At 64.7% G+C, this 20,781-nt stretch carries 13 protein-coding genes; 7 read left to right on the top strand and 6 right to left on the bottom strand.

The window, feature by feature from the left end; genetic code table 11:
* Positions 1–2 precede the first annotated feature (2 nt).
* A complete protein-coding gene (locus tag LAN61_15165) occupies positions 3–1,355 on the top strand; it encodes a DUF4097 family beta strand repeat-containing protein (protein MBZ5541855.1) in 1,353 nt (450 codons plus the stop codon).
* A gap of 101 nt (positions 1,356–1,456) precedes the next feature.
* Here the strand turns inward: LAN61_15165 and aroA are convergent, their stop codons facing one another.
* A complete protein-coding gene (aroA, locus tag LAN61_15170) occupies positions 1,457–2,767 on the bottom strand; it encodes a 3-phosphoshikimate 1-carboxyvinyltransferase (GenBank protein MBZ5541856.1) in 1,311 nt (436 codons plus the stop codon).
* Positions 2,768–2,942: 175 nt separating this feature from the next.
* On the opposite strand from aroA, the gene LAN61_15175 reads away from it, so the two are divergent.
* Positions 2,943–3,767 carry a hypothetical protein gene (locus tag LAN61_15175; GenBank protein ID MBZ5541857.1) on the top strand — a complete coding sequence of 275 codons (825 nt, stop codon included), beginning with the start codon at positions 2,943–2,945 and terminating at the stop codon, positions 3,765–3,767.
* 129 nt (positions 3,768–3,896) lie between these two features.
* On the opposite strand, the gene LAN61_15180 is transcribed toward LAN61_15175, so the two are convergent.
* Positions 3,897–4,514 carry a hypothetical protein gene (locus LAN61_15180; GenBank protein ID MBZ5541858.1) on the bottom strand — a complete coding sequence of 206 codons (618 nt, stop codon included), beginning with the start codon at positions 4,512–4,514 and terminating at the stop codon, positions 3,897–3,899.
* A gap of 366 nt (positions 4,515–4,880) precedes the next feature.
* On the opposite strand from LAN61_15180, the gene LAN61_15185 reads away from it, so the two are divergent.
* From LAN61_15185 to LAN61_15195, 3 genes are all read left to right on the top strand, one after another.
* The gene (locus LAN61_15185; GenBank protein ID MBZ5541859.1) at positions 4,881–6,659 is read left to right on the top strand and encodes a hypothetical protein; all 1,779 of its coding nucleotides are present in this window, start codon (positions 4,881–4,883) and stop codon (positions 6,657–6,659) included.
* 45 nt (positions 6,660–6,704) lie between these two features.
* Entirely contained in the window at positions 6,705–9,008 is a 2,304-nt protein-coding gene (locus LAN61_15190) for a hypothetical protein (GenBank protein MBZ5541860.1), read from the top strand.
* A gap of 81 nt (positions 9,009–9,089) precedes the next feature.
* Entirely contained in the window at positions 9,090–10,097 is a 1,008-nt protein-coding gene (locus LAN61_15195) for a pyridoxal-phosphate dependent enzyme (GenBank protein ID MBZ5541861.1), read from the top strand.
* A gap of 153 nt (positions 10,098–10,250) precedes the next feature.
* Here LAN61_15195 and LAN61_15200 read toward each other — a convergent pair whose 3' ends face one another.
* The 3 genes from LAN61_15200 to LAN61_15210 all read right to left on the bottom strand — a co-directional run bounded on the left by LAN61_15200 (position 10,251) and on the right by LAN61_15210 (position 15,522).
* Positions 10,251–14,567, bottom strand: coding sequence for a hypothetical protein (locus LAN61_15200; protein MBZ5541862.1), 4,317 nt, complete (start codon positions 14,565–14,567; stop codon positions 10,251–10,253).
* 230 nt (positions 14,568–14,797) lie between these two features.
* Positions 14,798–15,187 (bottom strand): hypothetical protein, encoded by a 390-nt coding sequence (locus tag LAN61_15205; GenBank protein ID MBZ5541863.1) that lies wholly within the window; start codon positions 15,185–15,187, stop codon positions 14,798–14,800.
* On the bottom strand, positions 15,184–15,522 hold the full coding sequence (locus LAN61_15210) for a hypothetical protein (GenBank protein ID MBZ5541864.1): 339 nt from the start codon (positions 15,520–15,522) through the stop codon (positions 15,184–15,186). The genes LAN61_15205 and LAN61_15210 overlap by 4 nt, the downstream gene beginning before the upstream one ends.
* 164 nt (positions 15,523–15,686) lie before the next feature.
* Between LAN61_15210 and LAN61_15215 the strand changes: the two genes are divergently transcribed.
* Together LAN61_15215 and LAN61_15220 are read left to right on the top strand one after the other, a co-directional pair.
* Positions 15,687–16,574: a ChbG/HpnK family deacetylase gene (locus tag LAN61_15215; GenBank protein ID MBZ5541865.1), complete on the top strand. Its 888-nt coding sequence runs from the start codon at positions 15,687–15,689 to the stop codon at positions 16,572–16,574.
* 1 nt (position 16,575) lies between these two features.
* On the top strand, positions 16,576–17,598 hold the full coding sequence (locus LAN61_15220; protein ID MBZ5541866.1) for a glycosyltransferase family 2 protein: 1,023 nt from the start codon (positions 16,576–16,578) through the stop codon (positions 17,596–17,598).
* Between the two features lie 72 nt (positions 17,599–17,670).
* On the opposite strand, the gene LAN61_15225 is transcribed toward LAN61_15220, so the two are convergent.
* Entirely contained in the window at positions 17,671–20,778 is a 3,108-nt protein-coding gene (locus tag LAN61_15225; GenBank protein ID MBZ5541867.1) for an efflux RND transporter permease subunit, read from the bottom strand.
* Positions 20,779–20,781: the final 3 nt, after the last annotated feature.

The raw sequence follows: 20,781 nt of genomic DNA on the forward strand, positions 1-20,781 counted from the left end.
TCATGGCCGCCAACCGCACACGCCGCAGTTCACTCTTCAGCGCCTTGGTACTGCTTCTCTTCGGCGTACTCTTTCTCATTCATAATTACCGCGGCGGCCTCGACTTTGGCCACCTCTTCCGCCACTGGTGGCCCCTGCTCCTGATTCTCTGGGGGCTCACCAAGCTCTACGAACGCACCGCCGCCCGCCGCCTGGGCGCCGCCGGCTCCGGCGCCATCACCACCGGCGAAGTTTTTCTCGTGCTTCTGCTGCTGGCCCTCGTCGGCATTTTTGCCGCCAGCGATTTTGTTCTGCGGAAGAACCCCGAGATTGGCGACGTCTTCGGCAACTCCTACACCTACGACCTGGACGTCGCTCCCCGCGCCGTGCCCGCAAACGCACGCATCACCATCCGCAACGGACGTGGCGATATCCGCGTGCGCGCAGGCGACACCGCGCAGATCCGCCTTTCCGCCAAGAAGAACATCCGCGCCTGGAGCAAGAGCGAAGCCCAGCGCTTGGCCGCTCCGGCCTCCCTGCAGATCGTTCAGGAGGGCGACGCCTACGAGGTCCGGCCCGCCGGCTACGATCCCGGCGACCGCCGCATCGCCATGGACCTGGACGTCGAGGTGCCGCGCAAGGCCATCCTCACTATCCGCAAGGAAGGAGGCAATGTGGAAGTTTCCGACGTCGCCGGAGAGATTGACATCACCTCGCAGACGGGCGATATCGAAGTCCGCGAGGCGGGCTCCGACGTCAGCGTGGACCTTCGCCGCGGCGACGTGAAAGTTTCGGGCGTGAACGGGGATGTAAAACTTTCCGGGCGGGGCGGCGAAGTCGAAGTGATCAACGCCACGGGCGGGCTGACGCTCGACGGCGAGTTCTACGGCCCGATCCGCGCGGAGAAGGTCGCCAAGGGCGTGCGTTTCATCTCCCACCGCACCGATTTGACGCTTACTCAGCTCGCCGGCCATCTCGAAGCCGGCTCCGGCAACCTGGACATCTTCGATTCCACCGGCAACCTGACCCTGCGCACCAATTCCTACGACATCACCCTCGACAACGTCACTGGCAAGCTCAAAATCGACAACCGCGACGGCGACGTCAAGCTCCGCTTCGCCTCGCCCCCCAAGGAAGACGTCGAAATCACCAACAAGTCCGCGGGCATTACCCTCATGCTCCCCGCGGCTTCCGCCTTCACCATCGCGGCCGACTCCCACTCCGGCGACATCGACTCCGAATTCGACGCCGCCTCCCTCAAGAAGACCACCACCGAATCCGGCGACGCGCATCTCGAAGGTCAACTCGGCGCGCACGGCCCCAAAATCACCCTGAAGACCAGCTACGGCTCCATCGCCCTCCACAAGGGCACCTAAAAAGAGTTCACGAGTACAAGAGCCGGAAGAGTCCAGTCATTTGCAGTCACCGTCTCTTACACTCTCATGCTTTTGAACTCTTCTACTTTTTGCTTTTGAACTTACCTCTCCGCCAGCCGTTCCAGTTCCTTGTAGAACTCCGGATAAGACACCCCCGCGCACTCCGCATCCCGTATCCGTGTCGCTCCCTCCGCCGCCAGCCCCGCCACCGCAAACGCCATGGCAATCCGATGATCCCCGTGCGGCTCGATCTCCGCTCCGCGCAGGCGCCCCGCGGCGCGGCCCTCCACGCGCAGCCCGTCCGGCCGCTCTTCCACTCGCGCGCCCATGCGCTTCAGATTCTCCGCCAGCGCCGCGATGCGGTCGCTCTCCTTCACGCGCAGCTCTTTGGCGTCCCGGATCTCGATGCCCTGCTCGGTGAATGGCCCAAGCGCCGCGAGCATCGGCAGTTCGTCGATCACCAGCGGCACCGTCTCTCCTTCGATCACCCCGCCCTTCAGCTCCGAGCCGCGCACCACGATATCGCCGGCAATCTCCCCGTTGGCCACCCGCGGCGAAACAATATTGATGGTTCCCCCCATGGACGCCAGCAGGTCCAACACCGCCGTGCGCGTCGGATTCAGCCCGACGTTGTGGATCAGCAGGTTCGATTCCGGCAGCAGCAGCGCCGCGGCGATGAAGAAAACAGCGGAGGAAAGATCGCCCGGCACATCGAGCTGCCGCGCCTCCAGCCGCCCGCCGCCCTTTCCGAAGACCAGGCCCTGCACGCTCACCGTCCGCCCTCTTTTTTCCACGGGCACCCCGAAGGCCTCCAGCGCCAGTTCCGTGTGATCGCGCGTGCGCGCCGGCTCGCTGACCGACGTCGTCCCGTCCGCAAAGAGGCCCGCCAGCAGCACCGCGGACTTCACCTGCGCGCTGGCCATGGGCATCACATACTCGATCGGCCGCAGGTCCCCGCCGCAAATCTCCAGCGGCGCGAAATTATCCTCGCGCGCTTTGATCTCCGCACCCATTTCGCGCAAGGGCGCAATCACCCGGCGCATCGGCCGCCGCCGCAGTGAAGCGTCCCCGGTCAGTGTGGACGTGAATCTCTGCCCGCAAAGAATCCCCGCGAGCAAGCGCATCGTCGTGCCCGAGTTGCCCGCATCCAGCGCGCGTTTGCTCCCGCGCAGCCCCCGTGGTCCATGCCCCGTGACCCGCGCCAGGTCCTTCTCGCGCTGCACCGCGGCGCCCAGCGCGCGCATGCACTCCAGCGTGCTCTGGCAGTCCGCCGCGGAGGAAAAATGCCGCAACTCGCTCGTGCCCTCGGCCAGCGCAGCAAACATCGCGTAGCGGTGGGATATGGATTTGTCGCCGGGCGGCTCGAGGCCCCCGCTGATCAATCTTGCCGGTTCGACAGTATGTTTCCCCATCGGCTCAGTGTATCACGCACTTTTTACGGTCATGCCCCATGCAGCCTGCGTTATCGCCATCCCCTTGCCCCCTTCCTTGCCCTTTGGGCCAGCTATGCGATTGTGGAACACCGCCGCGAACGCCTTGCTATTCTCTGGCGCCCTGTTGCGTAACATGGTCAGGGGGAAAACGGGTATGACCTCTCACACCTGGATTCGACACATCACCAGAGCCCTGTTGACCGTCTGCGGATTGCTCGCGCTCGCCGTGCTGCTGGCGGCCATGCCCGGCCGGCGCTCTCCCGAGCTTCCGCAGCAGGAGCCTTCTCCCGCGCAGGTCCCCGCGCCGCAAGCCATCGAACACAGCGACGCCATGCAACACGATCAGATGCCCGGCATGGACATGAGGGATGAAAAAAGCACCGAGGGGAACGCCGTCAACGACATGATGCACCGCCATGCAGCCGGTCCGCACATGCACCTGACTGCGCCCCGGCCGCGCAACGAGGCCGATGAGCAGCGCGCCGCCCAACTCGCCGCGCAGTTGCGCGAGGCCATCGCCAAATACAAGGACTATCACGCGGCGCTCGCCGACGGTTACAAGATCTTCCTGCCCGGCGTTCCGCAGCCCGAATATCACTTCACCAACTACTGGCACGGCTTTCTCGAAGCCCTGACTTTCGACCCCGCGCGTCCCACTTCCCTCCTCTACAAGAAAATCTCAGGAGGCTACGAATTGGTCGGCGCCATGTACACCATGCCGAAAAGCGCCACCGAGGAGCAATTGAACGCGCGCGTCCCGCTCAGCATCGCGCGGTGGCATTTGCACACCAATCTTTGCCTGCCCCCGCGCGGCCAGAAAAAGTCCGCTGACTGGACCAGGTTCGGCCTGCACGGCTCGATCAGCACGCAGAGAGCCTGCGATGCCGCCGGCGGCCGCTTCCGGCCCTCGGTCTTCGGCTGGATGGTCCACGTTTACCCTTTTGAGGATTCTCCGGAAAAAATCTTCGGCATGCACTAGCACACAGAGTGATCTTTTGGGCCGCAGAGGCACAAGGGCTGTGCCTGCCCTTACTTGTTAGCTGTGGAGCGCGTACTGTTCTTGCGTTCACCGCATTGCGGTCACACTTATCGGTGACCGCTGAAAAATTCAGCCAACCGGGTTCGACTTGCTGGTTTTGCTTTTGTGTTCGGGAATGATTTCACCCATTGCCCCGCGTTTCCACGGCCGGTCGACTACCAGCTCAGGATGCTCGTGCCGGAAAGTTTCCGCGATGTGGCAGTCCCAGCAGACCGGCCAGTGCGTTTCAAATACTTCCAGCAGGCGCTCCGCGGGAATCTCATTCCACTGCACTGTCTTCCGATCCGGGCCCACCAGCGCCGGCCGGTGATCGTGCCAGTGGATCTCACCGAAGGGCTTATGGCAGTACGCGCAACTCTGCCCCGCATACCAGTTCGCAACCTTCGTCCACACCAGGCAGTTCTCCGGATCGGCTTCGATCTGGGTTAGGCATTCTTGTCCGCAGTTCTTGCGCTCCGGCCAGCGCGAGCATTCCTCTAGCCAGATATGCCCGTGGCCCAGCACGGACTCACGAACCGCCTGTCCAGTATTCACGCTCACCGCGGCAGGCTTCCCCGTTTCCGGGCAGGTCACCAGCATCTTCCCCCGATACCGCAAGTAAGTACGCACACCGACGATGCATCCGACCAGGAGCACTCCCGCAGCCACAACCAGCGTTGCAAGGAGCAGAAAGTTTCCCAGAATCATCGCAGCCTCCCTTTTCCGGCAGGAACCTCTGTCGGGGCCTTCCCGGGCATTTTACATAAAAGAGCACATCAGAGACCAAAAATCGCACGCCGCCAATACAAGCTATCACGCTGCAGAGAAAGCAGTTGCGAAATCAGCGGGCAGCCCCCGCCGTTCTCCGGAGAGATGTCTACCGCCAAATAGCGCAATTCAGCGGGCTATCTCTCACCCGCAAGCCGACCATCGCTCCGGTCAGGACTGCGCGATGGAGTAGCTGCTGGTTGTCCTGGCCGAAACGATGCGGGGCACCTCATCGCTCCAATTGCTTCCCGCTACCCTGCCAAGTATCATTGTAAATTCATGATGCCCGTCCAATCCCATCGAACCATGTCTCGCCCTATTTTGCATCGTCTTCTCGCCGCGCTTCTCGCGTTCGCGGGGAGCCTCAGCCTGGCCGCTGCCCTCTCCGCCGCCCCGAATGCCGGCGAGATTCTTCCTCTGGATCAGGTCCGCCCCGGCATGCAGGGCTATGCCTACACGATCTTTGCCGGGGACCAGATCGAAAAGTTTGACCTCGAAGTCATCGGCGTAATGCCCAATTTTCTCGGTCCGAAGCAATCGATCATTCTGGTCCAGCTCAAGGGCCCCAAGGTCGAGCACACCGGTGTAGTGGCCGGGATGAGCGGCAGCCCGGTCTATCTCGAAGGCAAGTTGGCCGGCGCGCTCTCCCTGAAACTCGGCATCTTCACCAAAGAGCCCATCGCTGGCGTCACCCCGATCCAGGACGTTCTCCAGCCGGAACCGGCTTCCGGCGAACTGCGCGCCGCTCTGCAGCCGTTTTCCCTGCCCGGCGACATCGCCAGCCATAACGCTCTCCCCAGCGGCTCTTCGCTCGAGCCCATCGACACGCCGCTGGTCTTCTCCGGCTTCCAGCCCGCCACGCTGCAGCAGTTTGCGCCGCAGCTCGCCGGATACGGCTTCGTCGCGGCGCAGGGCGGGACGGCGGCGCCCCGCGCCGATGACGCCCAGTTGCACCCCGGCGATATGGCCGGCATGGTGCTCGTGCAGGGCGACGCCTCCATCAGTTCGGCTTGCACGGTCACCGCCATCCGCGACGGCCGCGTCTATCTCTGCGGCCACCCGTTCCTCAAACTCGGCAGCGTCAACCTGCCCATGGCCCGCAGCCGCGTCCTCACCACGCTCTCCTCCGATCTCTCCTCGACCAAAATCGTGAACGTCGGCGGCCCCATCGGCGCTATCACGGAAGACCATCTCACCGCCGTCATCGGCAAACTGGGTCCCCCCCCGCCGCTCGTGCCCCTGGATCTGACGGTGGTCGCCGGCGCCGCCGAAAAAAAATATCATTTCGAGCTGGTGAACCACCCCAAGCTGACCCCGCTCCTCGTGGCCATCACCACCCTGAACGGCCTGACGCAAAACGCCCTCTACGGAGAAGGCACGACGCTGCGCCTGCAGGGTGAAGTGCGCATCAAAGGCCACTCCAGCGTGCACCTCGAAAACATCTACGCCCCCGGCGATACTCTTAGTCCCGACGGCTTCCCCGTGGCCATGAGCGTACAGAATGCCTTTGCCCGGCTCTTTGCCAACAGCTTCGAGGAGCCGTCCGTGGAAGGCATTGCGCTGCGCGTCGAAAGCACGCCGGGGCGTCGCTCCTACACCATCGAAACCGCCTGGCTGGAAAACGGCGAAGCGCACCCGGGCGAAACGCTGCGCGTGCGCGTCCTCTTGCGGCCCTATCGCGGGGCGTCGCGGATCCAGGAACTGGCCGTGCGCGTCCCGGAGCAGATCGTACGCGGCACCACGCTGCGCGTCGTCGTCAGCGACGCGGAATGGCTGACGCGCGCTTCGCGCGGCTTCTCTCCCGGCGGGGCCGGCTCCGAAGACGGCCTGGAACAGCTCATTTCGCAGCTGAACAGCGAGCGGCGCAACGACCGGCTGTATGCTGGCCTCTTCGTGCCCTCGCCGACACTGCTGTGGGCCGGCACGGAAATGCCCAACATCCCGCTGTCGCAGATCAATGTTCTCGACGGCCGGCCCGCGCCGGGCAGCGTCCGGATCCTGCCGGAATCGCTGGCTAGCGAGGATTCGGCGGAGCTCGGCGGCCCCGTTTCCGGGGTTATTTCGCTGACGCTTTCGGTGCGCTAGATGCCGGCAGCGCGCAAACTTACATGGAACCAATCGAGGAAACCGATGAAACCATCCCTTCGGCGCGGCATTTCCCTGGCCCTGGCGCTCGGCCTGCTCCTCGCGGGGGCCGCGGCGCTTCGCGCGGAGCGCACCCGCCGCTGGCGCCAGACGAGTTACGAGAACTTTCTGAAGGGCACGGCGCGCGGCATCGCTGTGCGCAGCGACGGGCACCTCGAACTGGCCCCGCGCATTCGCCTGATCGCCGATGCCGACGCCTCCTACCTCTGGTCGCTGCGCCTGGACGGCAAAGGCGGGCTCTATGCCGCGGGGGGTTCCCCGGCAAAAGTCTTCCGCTTCGATGCCGCCGGCAAGCCCTCCACGCTCTTTGAATCCACCGAACTCTCCGCACAAGCCATCGCCTTCGACGGCAAGGGCGGGCTCTACGTCGGCACCTCGCCCGACGGCAAGGTCTATCACGTTACCGCGCAGGGCGAAAAATCCGTCTTCTTCGAACCCAAGACGAAATACATCTGGGACCTGGTCACCGGACCCGACGGCACGCTCTATGTCGCCACCGGCGACAAGGGACAGATCTTCGCGGTGGCGCCCGGCGGCAAGAGCGAACTTTTTTACGCCAGCGACGAGGCGCACATCCGGGTCCTGGCGCTGGACGGCCGCGGCAACCTCCTTGCCGGCACCGAGCCCAGCGGGCGCATCCTGCGCATCGCCTTGGCCGCAGGCAATCCGGAACGCGGAGCCTTTGTCCTGCAGGAAACCTCCAAGCGCGAAGTCACCGCCTTGCTGGTGGCGCCCGACGGCAGCATCTACGCCGCGGCCATTGGCGAAAAACCGCGCCCCACTCCGGCTGGCGCGCCGCAGATCCAGACTCCTCCCCAGATGCAGCTTCCCGCCGGAGCCGCCACCGGAATTGTCGTTTCTTCCGGCGGCCTGCAGATGGCTGCTCCCTTCACGCCCTTTCCGCAGCTCATTTCCAGCAGCATCTACCGCCTCGCTCCCGACGGCGCTCCCGAAGAGATTTGGTCCTCGCGCGAAGAAACCGTCTATTCGCTGGGGCTGAACAGCGACGGCCGCGTCCTCGCCGGCACCGGCAACAAGGGCGCCCTGCTGGTGATTGACGGCCGCGGGGTCTTCGCGCAGCTCGCCAAGTCCGGCTCGGCGCAGATCACCGGGCTCGCGCGCGCCGCCGACGGCAAGGTCTATCTCTGCACCGCGAATCCCGGAAAAGTTTTCTCCGCCGGGCCGGAGTTCGAACCCGAAGGCACGTTCGAGTCGCAATCCTTCGATGCGCAGCTCTTTACCCAGTGGGGCCGCATCGAATGGTGGGGCCCGCCGCCGGCCAATGCGGCGAAGCAAGCCGCTGCCCCGGCAAGCGCCGAGCCGCGTATCTCCTTCTATGCGCGCTCCGGCAACACCGAAGATCCCGGGCGCGAGTGGAGCCCGTGGTCCGGGCCATACACAACATCGGGAGAAACCGTGCAGGCGCCGCCCGCGCGTTTCGTGCAGTGGAAGGCAGTGCTCCGCGACGCCCGGCCGGGCGCCGGCATCGACTGGGTAAGCATCGCCTATCTTCCGCGCAATGTCGCCCCGGTAATCGACGCCATCGTCGTGCAGGACCCCGGGGTGCGCGTACAGGGTGCGCCCTCTGGCAGCCCCATGCCCGGGCAGACGCCCGTCAACCTGAAGCTTCCTCCGGCCAGCAACGCCCCCGCCTCCCCCTTTCCCCAGCCGCTGCAGCGCGCGGGCGTGGCGAGCATGGAAGCGCCGCCCCAGGCCTTCGCGCAGAAGGGCTACCGCTCCGTCCTGTGGAGCACGCATGACGACAACGACGACGAATTGCGCTACGCCGTCTACTACCGCGGCGAAGCCGAGACCCAGTGGAAGCTCCTGAAGGAAGGCCTGGAGCAGAGGCATTTCAGTTGGGACACCACGGCATTCCCCGACGGCGCCTACTACCTGAAGATCATCGCGACGGATGTCCCGTCCAATCCGCCGGCGCTGGCGCTTACCGCAAGCCGCGAGAGCGAGCGCTTCGAGGTGGACAATACCCCGCCTGCCGTCGAACAGCTCCGCGCCGAAGCCGATACGAAGAAAGGCGCGGCCATGGCGCATTTCCTGGCGCACGACGCCGCCAGCGGAATCGACCGTGCGCAGTACAGCCTGGACGGCGGCGAGTGGACTCTGGTCGCACCTGTGGGCGGCATCAGCGATGCTCCCGAAGAGCGCTACGAGTTGCCGCTCACCGGCCTCTCCTCCGGCGAACATACGCTCGCCCTGCGCGCCTACGATCGCTTCGAGAATGTAGGCAGCGCGAAGATCGTCTTCAGCCTGCCGGGCGCCAAACCCTAGCGCCGGGCGGCAAACGCTCCCTGCCGGCGCCTATGCGATAATGAAGCTGTGCGAGGACGCGTTCCTGCGCCACACAAAGCCATGACCACCGCGCCTGCTCCGGAAACATACGACGGCAGCGGCCCCAGCCCGGCGGAGATCGCCGCGGCTCATGCACGCATCGCGCCGAGAATTCACCGCACGCCGGTCCTGACCAGCGCTTCGCTGGACGCCCTGGCCGGGGCACGCCTCTATTTCAAGTGCGAGAACCTGCAGAAGACCGGGTCGTTCAAGATTCGCGGGGCGACGAATGCGATTTTTTCGCTGAGCGACGCGGAGGCGGCGCACGGCATCGTCACGCACTCCAGCGGCAACCATGCCGCCGCAGTGGCTTGCGCGGCGGGCTGGCGCGGCGTGCCGGCCTGGATTGTCATGCCCAGGAATGCTGCGGCGGTGAAGTGCCGCGCCGTCGAAGCCTATGGGGGAAAAATCACGTTCTGCGAACCCAAGGTTTCTGCGCGCACGGAAGCTGCCGCGCGCATCCAGCAAGAAACCGGCGCGGCGCTGATCCATCCCTACGATGACGACCGCATCATCGCCGGGCAGGCCACGGCCGCGAAGGAATTGCTCGAAGAAATTCCGGATCTGGACGCCGTGCTGGCCCCGGTCAGCGGTGGCGGGCTGCTCAGCGGCACGGCCTTGGGGGCCAAGGGCCTTCGCGCTACGGTGCGCGTCTTCGGCTGCGAGCCCGAGCGCGCCGACGACGCCTGCCGCTCGCTCACCAGCGGCACACTGCAGGGACTCGACCACAGCGATACCATCGCCGACGGCCTGCGCGCTTCGCTGGCCCCGCGCACCTTCGCCATTTTGCGGCGCAATGTCGAAGGCATCCTGCTGGCGAGCGAAGAGGAGATCATCGCCGCCACGCGTACCGTCTGGGAGCGCATGAAGATCGTCATCGAGCCGTCGTCCGCGGTCGCCGTGGCGCCTCTGTTGAAGCCGGGCGGCGTGGCGGCGCTGCGCCTGCCGGCGCGCGGCGACGGCGCGGCGCCCAGGATCGGCGTCATTCTCTCCGGCGGCAACGTGGATCTCGCCTCCCTGCCCTTCTAAACAGCGTTCTTCCGGTATCTTGCCGCCTCCTTTTTTCGACACACTGTAAAACCAAAAAATGGCGGCATAAACTCGCCGCTACAAAGCATTCGAAAAAGAAACGGCGCGGCTCGTCGTGAGCCGCGCCGGGAATGGATTCCGGCCTGTGAAGCTTCAGTTGACGACCAGCGTTACCGTTGCCCTGGACGTTGACGCCCCTGACGTGCCGGTCACCGTAATCGTGTAAGTTCCCGCCGTCGTGCCGGTCGCTCCTCCCCCGCCGCCCCCGCCACTGCCACCACCGCAGCCCGCCGCCATGGCGGCAAGCAACAGGAGCAACCCTGCCAACGGCAGGGAAAATGCCAGAGCGTGCCGCGGCCGGCGCGCCACAGATACCGCGAAGAAGAGAACCAGAATGGCGAGAAGCCCGAGCGGGGCCCTGCGGCCGAGCGGACTATAGCGCCCGGGAAAACGCGGCGGCGGCAACGCGCCGCGCCGCGTGGTGGCCACGGTTACCGTCACGTTGGTGCTGCTGCCCAGTGTCACGGAGGTCGGATTGACCGAGCAGCTCGTCGCCGGCGCGGGCGAAGAGCAACTCAGCATCACGGTGCCGGTGAATGCGTTAGCCGGCGCGACCGCAATCGTATAGCTGGCCGAATTTCCGGCGGAGACCGTGACACTCGTAGGTGCCTGCGGGGTCAAAGAGAAGGGCGGCTGCCCAAACTGGAAATTGAGAACGCTCTTTCCGCCGAGCGCGATGGGGTTGGGATCGGGCGGGCCGAACGAGCTGACCATGATGTAGTAGGTCGTCCCGCCCGTGAGTGCTACCCCGCTCAATTGCGACTCGAGCACGATGCCCGGAGTGATGTCGTCGTTGCACCCGCCGGAAACGGCCGTCAGGCTGGCCTGCGAAGAACCGGTCCAGACCGAGAGGACGGAATCGTAGCTGCTTCCGATCGTGTCCAGATTCAACGTGCCGCCACTGCTCGGGGCCGTGAATTTGTACCAGATAGTGTTGTAGAGACCGTTTGCATAGGGGCCGTTATTCCCCCCCTGGCCACTGGTGAATTGATATACGCAAGCCGGAAGCGGATCCGCAGCCTCGGTCGTCGCGCCGGAGCTGTCCTTCGTGTCCGTATAGCTATTCACCGTAATGTTGATGGCGTTGGCGAAGTTGTCGTTCGGCGGTGCGGGCGCAACCACCGCAAAAGTCTTCGCGTTGGAAGCCCCGCCCCCTGGCGGCGGGTTCACCACGGTGATGTCGTCCGTGCTGCCGTAGGGCCCGAGGAGCGCGGCCGCAAGCTGCGCCTTGAGCGTCGTCGGCACACCCGTGGTATCCGTCACCGTGACATTCGCAGTCGAGCCGTTGAACGCCACCTGCGAACCGGAAGTGAAGTTTGTTCCGGTCAGCGTGATCGTCGCCGCTGCCGAACCTACAGTGACCTGCGCCGGCACAATGCTGGTAAGCGTAGGTGGGTTGCCCAGCACCGTAAACGTCAGCGCGTTGCTGGTATTCGCGCCGGCAGTAACCGTAATCTTCGGTGTGCCACTCGCTGCTACCAGCGCCGCCGCGATTGTCGCCGTCAATTGCGTATCGCTCCCTCCGCCCTGCGTCACGTTTGTCGTCGAGCCATTCCACCGCACCGTACCGCCCGTCAGACCGCTTCCGGTGACCGTCAGGGTGAAAAGGCCATCGCCGGCATTGGCCTTGAAGGGTGCGATGGAACCTATCCGCAGGGCTGGTGTGCCCGCGGCAGGCCCCAGGTTGAGGTCCCAGACGCCGCGGCCGTGCGTTGCGGCCCGCAGGGTGCGCGAAGGATTGTGCAGCACCAGCGAGAGGATCTCCGAATTCGGCAGGGTGTTTGGCGCGCCCAGCACGGACCAGCTCGTGCCGCCGTCGGTGGTGAAAAACGCGCCGACATCCGTGGCGATGTATAGCGTGTTATGCGTCGGATCGTCGGGGTCGATGACGATGTCGTTCACCGGAATGTCCGGAAGGGCGCCAGCGCCAGTGCCGCTTATATCTGTCCACGGATTCGCGGCCAGATTTGTCGCATCTGCACTCATGAAGACGTGGCCCTTGCCGTCGCAGATTATCGCCACATTGCTGCAGGTACCGAAGCCCGAAAACGCCACATAGGCTTTCTTCGAATTGGCGGGGTCTACGGCAACCTGCGTGATGCTGCGCCCCGGAAGAGCTGAGGTGGTCAGGCTCGTCCAGGTGCTGCCGCTATTGGTCGTGGCTTCGATCTCGCCGTTATCCGCGCCCGTGTAAATTGTCGTCGAGGCGCTGGGCGCAGCTGCAATCGCCGTCAGATTTCCGCCCGTCGTGCCGGAGCAACCGGCGGTATGGGCCGATGTGGTGACATCAGGCGAAATCGCATTCCAGGTGTTGGCGCCGTCCGTGGTCTGCCAGACGCGGCAGGTGCCGAAATAGATTGTCTGCGGATTGTTCTTGTCCAGCACCAGAGGAGGGATGAAGCTGCCGCGGTCCGTCGGATCGATCCCGGTGGTGGCCAAATAGCCCTTGCCCAGTATCCCGTCTCCCGCATAGGAAACGGCGATCACGAGAATGCCGCCGGGATTCGGAATGTACTCGCACTCCCCATACGTCGTGCTGGGAATTTGCGGATCGATGGCGGTAAAGCCGCCGTCGCAGCCCAGCCCCGTGTCCGTCCAGACCAGGCTGCCCGTATTGCCGGGATTATAAAGCTGCACGCCGTTGTCCTGCGTGCCGCCCAGCGCGAAATTCGGCGTCGAGGGGTGAATGGAAAGGCCGGGATAGAACTGCGTGATGTTCAGCGAGCCGTTCAGATTGTTCCAGTAGCCGCCGCTGACCGTGCCTTTCGGATCGTTGGTGCTCCAGACGCCGCCATCGTTGCCCACATAGAGAACGCTTCCGGTAGTGTTGAAGGCGAAGGCATGCGTATCCACATGCAGGGCATCCAAGGCGCCCGAGACGTTATTGCGGGAAATTTCCGTCCAGGTGGAACCACCATCTAGGGAGCGGATGACCGTGGCGTTATTCGCCGCGCCCCCGGCGAATACCGTATTCGCGTCGGCCGGGTGCACGGCCAGCACCAGGTCGTAAAAGCATTGATCGTTGCAGAATCCATTCGCAGCGTTCACCAGCGATGCCGTCAGTTGCGTCCAACTGGGAGTGGCGTTACTGGCGTTCGTCGTCTTGACCACGCCCAGCAGTTTGCTGGAGCTCGTGGAACTGTCCGCAATCGCCGCGTACAGCGTGTTGTTGTTGGAGGGAGCAATCGCCAGCGCGATTCGCCCGATCTTCGAGGCAGCGACGCCCGCGGGCAAGTTCTGCAGGGTCCAGGTGATCGTGCAGGACGTGACCGGGGCGCTGGATTTGTAGATGCCGTTATTGGAATCGCCGAAGGGAAACCCCAGAGCCGCCCATGCCGTCCCGTCGCTGCCGAAGGCCACGTCGGTTCCCGGATCTCCCGTCGCCGTCGGTGCGATGACGGGAAGCACGTGAGTCCAGTTCACCCCGCTGTCTGCCGAACACCACACCCCGGACTGCAACGCCGCCCCGCGGCCGCGGACCGCGGCGAGCAGGATATTGTTCGCACCTGCCTTGCGGTTCACCGCAATCGCGCCGATCATCGGCCCCGCGCGAGTGTCGTCCAGCGGAGGGTTACTGGGCAGGCCGAAAGCGGAAAACGTGTTGTCGCGGGTCCAGGTCGCGCCGCCGTTGGTGGACTTGAACACTCCGGCGCCGTAAATGTTGTCGCCGCCGAAATTGTCTTCGCCCGTACCCACGTAAACGACGGACGCTGCGCAAGTATGCGATGTGGGGTCGATGGCGATCGCGCCGACGGAGATCAGCGGCTGGTAATCGAAGAGCGGCGTCAATATCCCGCTGCCATTGGTCAGCTTCCAGACGCCGCCGTCGGCTCCGCCGAGAAAGAACGTATTGCCCGTCGCGTCGCAGGGGTCCACGGCTAGCGCGGTCACGCGCCCCGAGGTGTACGGCAGATTGAAGGTTGAAATTGTGGCCTGCGGGCCGATGGCCGCCCACGCCGCTCCGGTGCCGCTAGGCGGCGGCGCGAAACCGGGCCCGGTGCCGCTGCCGGGGGCCGCGAGTTGCGCGCTACCCGAACCCGGGGCGCTCTGCGGCTGCACGGCCTGCAACTGCGCGCCCTGTATCGTGCCGCCCTGCGCCAACTGTTGCTGTTGCTGCATGCGGCGCACATGCGCCAGAGCCCGCTCGCGCGCCCCCGCGGGAATGAAGCCCAGGGGATAGGTGCGCGGGTGGAAGAACCACCGCTGGCGGCGCTGCAGAAAAGCCGCTCCTTCGCGCTCTTCGCCCGCCGCGTGCAGGGCGAGGATGCGGGGTCTTTCGGCCGTGGGTTTGCCGGCCGGGGGAGTCACCGCCGGCTTATCCTGCGCGCGCAAGCGCGGGGCGAACGAATCGCTGCCCAGGAGCAGCGCAGCAAGCAGCACCGCCATCCGACACAAGCGATTCATGTACATACGACGTGAGCCATCCAGTACGGCGCGGTGCGGGTTCATGGGCGAAAAAGACCTCATTAGTGTGACCGCGAACCGGTCAACACTCAGGGCGCTCTGCATTCAGATGGTCCGGAGGCGGCGGTGGTTGGCCGGGCCACCCAGCAAGAAAGCCACCCCGCGAGAGGTTACACCACTCTCTGCGTGGCAACAAAGTAAAGAATAGGCGCTCTCGTGAGGAAATAAACTGGCGTTCAGCTTCCCGATGGGGGGAAAAAGATGTTCCAGAAGGCCGGGGCGCGCGCCGCAAACTCCACGGGAACGAGCGAGCCTTCGGAACTGAATTGCGGGGCGCGGGTGACGCTGGCGCCGAGGCGCTTCTGCGACGTGGGATTTTCCACGATCAGCCTGGTACCCAGGGGCAGCGGCTCGGAAAGCACCAGCATGGCCCCCAGTTCGTTCACGGCCACGGTCATGCCGTTGATCGAGTTCTGCTTGCCGGGCACGTGCAGGATCACCGGCATGCGCAGCATCACCCGCTGGCTGCGGCGGCGCTCTTCCAGCAGCATGGCGGGCTTCGTGGGCCCTTCGTCGGCCCTCGCGGGTCTTTGCAGTTTCTGCGGCGTTTTTTCCGGCAGTTTCACAGTTCCAACCCCCAGAAATCCATCTCCGGCGAGATCAGTTCCACGCCGTATTCCCAACCCTCCGGCCGTGCCTTGCCCTTCCAGACGACGACGGCGACGTTGCTGCTCTGCGTCGCCAGATTGGTGAGCGCCAGGCGGTGCTCGATCTCCAGAGACTGCGGCAGCACCACCATGCAGCCATAAGGATTGACGACCCGCGTATGGGCTTCCAGACGAATGCGCTTGCCGTCGGCGGCGTCCCATTCCAGGCGCACCGGCACGCGGGAGTTCATCCGCCTGCCACGGCGGCTTTCATTCGCTGGGAGTTCGATCTTGCGTCCTTCTCGTGTAGGCACAGCCATTCTCGGGACCCACTGACCATGCTAGAGTTGGCATTCGATGCGGTCAATAGTACCGGGTCGTAAGATACATAGCTGTACCCAGGGACAGCGCACCCGGCCGCTCGCCGCTTGGATTCAGACACGGACATCTGTATGCGCGACCGCGAAGCGGTCAACTCTTGAAAGCACTCATCGTCAACGCCGATGACCTTGGCTGGACCGAGGACGTGAACCGCGGCATCGCCGAGGCTCACCGCCACGGCATCCTCACCAGCGCCTCCCTGCTGGCCAATGGCACGGCCTTCGCCGGCGCGGTGCAGCTGGCGCGCCTCGAAACGCGGCTGGGCGTGGGCGTGCACCTCAACCTGAGTGACGGACCGCCCATTTTGCCGCCCGGGGAAGTGCCCAGCCTGGTCAACGGCGAAGGGATGCTGCGCGCCGGCCCGGGAACGCTCTTCGTGCGCCTGCTGCGTGGGCGCCTGCATCGGGCCGAAGTCGAACGGGAATGGGAGGCGCAGGTACGCAAAGTGCGCGACGCCGGTATTGCGCCCACGCATCTCGACGGGCACAAGCACGTGCACATGCTCCCGGGGCTGTTCGAGATTGCCGTGCGCATCGCGCGGCGCCACGGCATCCGCGCTATCCGCGTCGCGCTGGAAGCGCCGCAGCTCAGCGCGCTGTTGGACAAGGGCGCGCCGCGCGTTACGCCCGGCCCCGCCAGGCGTTTCACCAAGGCGCTCGCAGTGCGCGGCCTGCGTCTGCTGGCCAGGGACGCCCGGGAGGAGGCGCGCCGCGCGGGCCTCGTGACCTGCGATTTTTTCTGCGGCATCACGCAGACGGGCTTGCTGACGGAGAGTGGCGTGGCCACTCTGCTCGCCAACCTGCCGCCGGGCCTGACCGAGCTGATGACCCACCCCGGCTACGCCGGGGAGGAGCTGCGCCGCACCCCCACCCGCCTGCAGGACTCCCGCCAGGCCGAGCTGGCTATTCTGACGGCACCGGGGATTCGAAATCTTGTCGCCAGCCAGGGCATCCGCTTGCTACACTACGGCCTTGCAGCCGATTGACATGAAAAGCGAAAACGCCATTCAATATTCTCTGGTCGTCCCGTTCTTTAACGAACAGGAGAACATCCCGCAGCTCTATCTGCACCTCACCGAAGTCATGGATGGGCTCGGCGGGACGTATGAGCTGGTGTTCATCGACGACGGCAGCCGGGACAATACCTACAAGGTGCTCCAAGACATCTTCGAGCACGACCGCCGGGTCAATCTGGTGCGGCTGCGCCGCAACTTCGGGCAGACCGCGGCGCTGAAGGCGGGTTTCGATTTCGCGCGGGGCGACGTGATCATCTCCATGGACGGCGACCTGCAGCACGATCCCGACGAGATCCCCAAATTCATCGAGAAACTGGAAGAGGGCTACGATCTGGTGAGCGGGTGGCGCGTGGCGCGCAAGGATCACTGGCTCACGCGGCGCCTGCCCAGCCGTGTCGCCAACTGGATGATGGCCAAGCTCTCCGGCGTCCCGGTGCACGATTTCGGAACCACCTTCAAGGCCTACCGCCGCGAGATCATCCAGGAAATCCAGCTCTACGGCGAGCTGCATCGCTTCATTCCCGCGCTGGCGGCCTCCGCCGGAGCGCGCATCGCGGAAGTGCCCATCGTCAATCTGGAGCGCAAGAACGGGAAATCGAATTACGGCATCGGGCGCACCATCCGCGTCTTTCTGGACCTGCTGATCGTGAAGTTTCTCCTGGACTACTCCACGCGGCCGCTGCAGTTCTTCGGGCTGATGGGGATGTTCGGCTCGGGCACGGGGCTGCTGATCTGCCTGGTGCTGGCCTTCAAGAAGCTGTTCTACCATACGCAGTTGCTGGCGCAGCACGGCCCCTTGCTCCTGCTGGGCATCGCGCTGTTCGTGAGCGGAATTCAGTTCATGTCCATGGGGCTGCTCGGCGAGATGATGGCGCGCACCTACTACGAATCGCAGAACAAGCCGATTTACTCGCTGCGCGAAGTGAAGAGCCACCGCAAGGAGATGGGCGACTCGGCCGAGTCCGCCCGCCCCTCCGGCAGTTCCGACCGCTAGCCCGCCCGCGGCGCTTCCCCGCTGCCGCATCCTTCCGGATTCAATGACAATTGGAGCTTTCCTGCGGCGGGATTAGTCCGCGGTCTGCTGCGCGGCCTGCGGGGTTCCTCTGCGGAAGCTGCGCGTGATCCAGCTTTCGAATTGATCCATGTAGATGAAGACCGCCGGCGTCAGGTACAGCGTGACCACCTGCGAGAGCAGCAGCCCCCCCACCACGGCCAGGCCCAGCGGGCGGCGCGATTCCGCACCCGCGCCGTAGCCCAGGGCGATGGGCAGGGTGCCCATCAGCGCGGACATGGTGGTCATCATGATGGGGCGGAAGCGCACGATGCAGCCCTTGAAGATGGCCTCCGCGGGAGCCAGGTTGTCGTGGCGCTGCGCTGCCAGCGCGAAGTCGATCATCATGATCGCATTCTTCTTTACGATGCCCACCAGCATGATCACGCCTACGAAACCGTACAGGTTCAGGTCGTAGTGAAACAGGTACAGCGTGAGCAGCGCCCCGAAACCCGCCGAAGGCAACCCGGAGAGAATCGTCAGGGGATGAATGAAGCTCTCGTAGAGAACTCCGAGAATAATGTAAATGACCAGGATGGACATGAGCAGGAGTACGCCCAGCCCGGCGACCGAGGATTCGAAGGCCTGCGCGGTGCCCTGAAAACTGGTGGTGATGGTCGCGGGCAGTGTCGTTCGCGCCAGCTCGCTGACCTGGGCCACGCCGGTGCCCAGCGCCACGCCAGGCTTCAGGTTGAAGGAAAGCGTGACTGCGGGAAGCTGCCCGAGATGCGTGACCGCCAGCGGCCCCACCGACGGGCGCAGCCGCGCCACGGCGTCCAGGGGCACAAGCTGTCCCGTGCCAGAACGGATGTAAAGCAGCGGCAGGGCCGCGGGATCCCTCTGGTAGCGCGGCTCAAGCTCCATGATGACCCGGTACTCGTTCGTCGGGGTGTAGATGGTGGAAATCTGGCGGGCGCCGTAGCTGGTGTACAGCGCGTCTTCGATCTGTGCCGCGGTCACCCCCAGCGCGGAGGCCTTGTCGCGGTCGATCAGCACGTCCACCTGGGGATTCTTGATCTGCATGTCGGTGTTGACGTCCTGCAGGCCGGGCAGCGTACGCGCCTTGGCTTCGAACTCCGCGGCCGCGCGGTACAGCGCGGTGGTCTCGGTGCTCTGCATGGTGAACTGGTAGAGCGCCTTGGTGAGCTGCCCGCCGATGCGGATGGGCGGCAGATTCTGCGGATAGGCGCGGATCCCCGGCACCACGGCGAGCTTCGGACGCAGATCCTCGATAATGCGGTCCACGTGGGGCCGCGTGTTGCGCGGCGTCAGCCGAATGAACAGCCGGCCGGAGTTCGATCCGCCGGCGGCGCCCGACGAGCCGCCGCCGATGCTCGAGAAAGCGTTGGCCACGTAAGGCTGCTGCTGCACGATGGCCATGAGCTGCTTCTGATGCTCGGCCATGGCTTCGAAGGAGATGCCCTCCTGCGCTTCGGTAAAGATAAATACCTGGCCGGTATCCTCGCTGGGCAGGAAGCCCTTGGGGATCACCCGGAAGAGCTCCACCGTCCCGGCCAGCATCAGCACGGAGAGCAACACCGTGGCCAAGCGGTGGCGCAGGGCGAAGCGCAGCGAGCCTTCGTAAGCGCGCTCCACCGCCTGGTATCCGTTTTCGAAGGAATTGTAGAGCCAACCGTGCTTCTGCTCGTGCGCGGAACGCAGGAAGCGGCTGCAGAGCATGGGCGTCAGGGTCAAGGAGACAAACCCGGAGACGAGAATGGCCATGCCGATGGTCACCGAGAATTCGTGCAGCAGCCGGCCCAGAATCCCGCCCATGAACAGCACCGGCAGGAACACCGCGGCCAGCGACAAAGTCATCGACAGAATGGTGAAGCCGACCTCGCGCGCCCCGCGGAAGGCCGCCTCCATCACCGGCTCACCCGCCTCCATGTGGCGGACGATGTTCTCCAGCATGACGATGGCGTCGTCCACGACGAAGCCGACCGAGAGCGTCAGCGCCATCATGGAGAGGTTGTCCACGGAATAACCGAGCAGGTACATCACGGCAAAAGTGCCAATGATGGACATGGGCACGGCCAGGCTGGGTATGACGGTGGCGGAGAGATTGCGCAGGAACAGGAAGATGACCAGGATGACCAGAGCGATGGTCAGCAGCAGCGTGGTTTTGACGTCGTGCACCGAATCGCGGATGGAGACCGAGCGATCATAGAGGATTTCGAGCTTCACCGAGGGCGGGATCTGCGCGCGGTAGACGGGCATGAGCCGCTTGATGGAATCCACGACCTCGACGGTATTGGTGCCCGGTTGCCGCTGCACGGCCAGAACGATGGCGCGTTCGCCGTTGAACCAACTGGCCACCTTATCGTTCTCCACGCTGTCCAGGACGCTGCCGACATCAGCGAGGCGCACCGGCGAGCCCCCGCGGTAGGCCACGATGAGCGACCGGTAAGCCGCCGCGTTGGTGAGCTGCCCCGTGGCCTGCACGGTCACCGCGCGGTGCTGCCCCCAGAGCGTGCCCGTGGGCAGATTGACGTTGCCCTGCTGCACCGCCTTTTGCACCTCGTCCACGCCGATGCCACGGCTGGCCAGCTTGCGCGGATCGAGCTGCACGCGCACGGCATACTTCTGCGCGCCGTAGACGCTGACCTGGGCCACGCCGCTGATGGTCGAGATGCGCTGCGCCAGATAGGTCTCGGCGAACTCGTCCACCAGAGAAAGCGGCAGGCTCGGCGAGGACATCGCGATGTACAGAATGGGCTGGTCCGCCGGGTTGACCTTAAAAAACGACGGTGGGGCGGGCATGTTCTGCGGCAACTGCGCGCCCGCCTGGGTGATCGCGGTTTGCACGTCCTGGGCCGCGCCATCCAGGTTGCGGTTGAGGTTGAACTGCAGGGTGATCTGCGTGGTGCCGAGCTGATTCACCGAGGACATCGAATCCAGGCCCTGAATCGTGGAGAACTGCTTTTCCAGCGGAGTGGCCACGCTCGAGGCCATGGTCTCCGGGCTGGCGCCCGGCAGCGCCGCAAACACCTGAATCGTCGGAAAATCCACGTTGGGCAAGTCGCTCACCGGCAGGATGCGGTAGGCGAACAGGCCGAAGAATAGAATCGCCAGCATCACCAGGGTGGTGGCAATCGGGCGGCGAATGAAGAGATCAGACATGCC

The sequence above is a fragment of the Terriglobia bacterium genome, assembly GCA_020072785.1.
Classification (GTDB): domain Bacteria; phylum Acidobacteriota; class Terriglobia; order Acidiferrales; family UBA7541; genus Acidiferrum.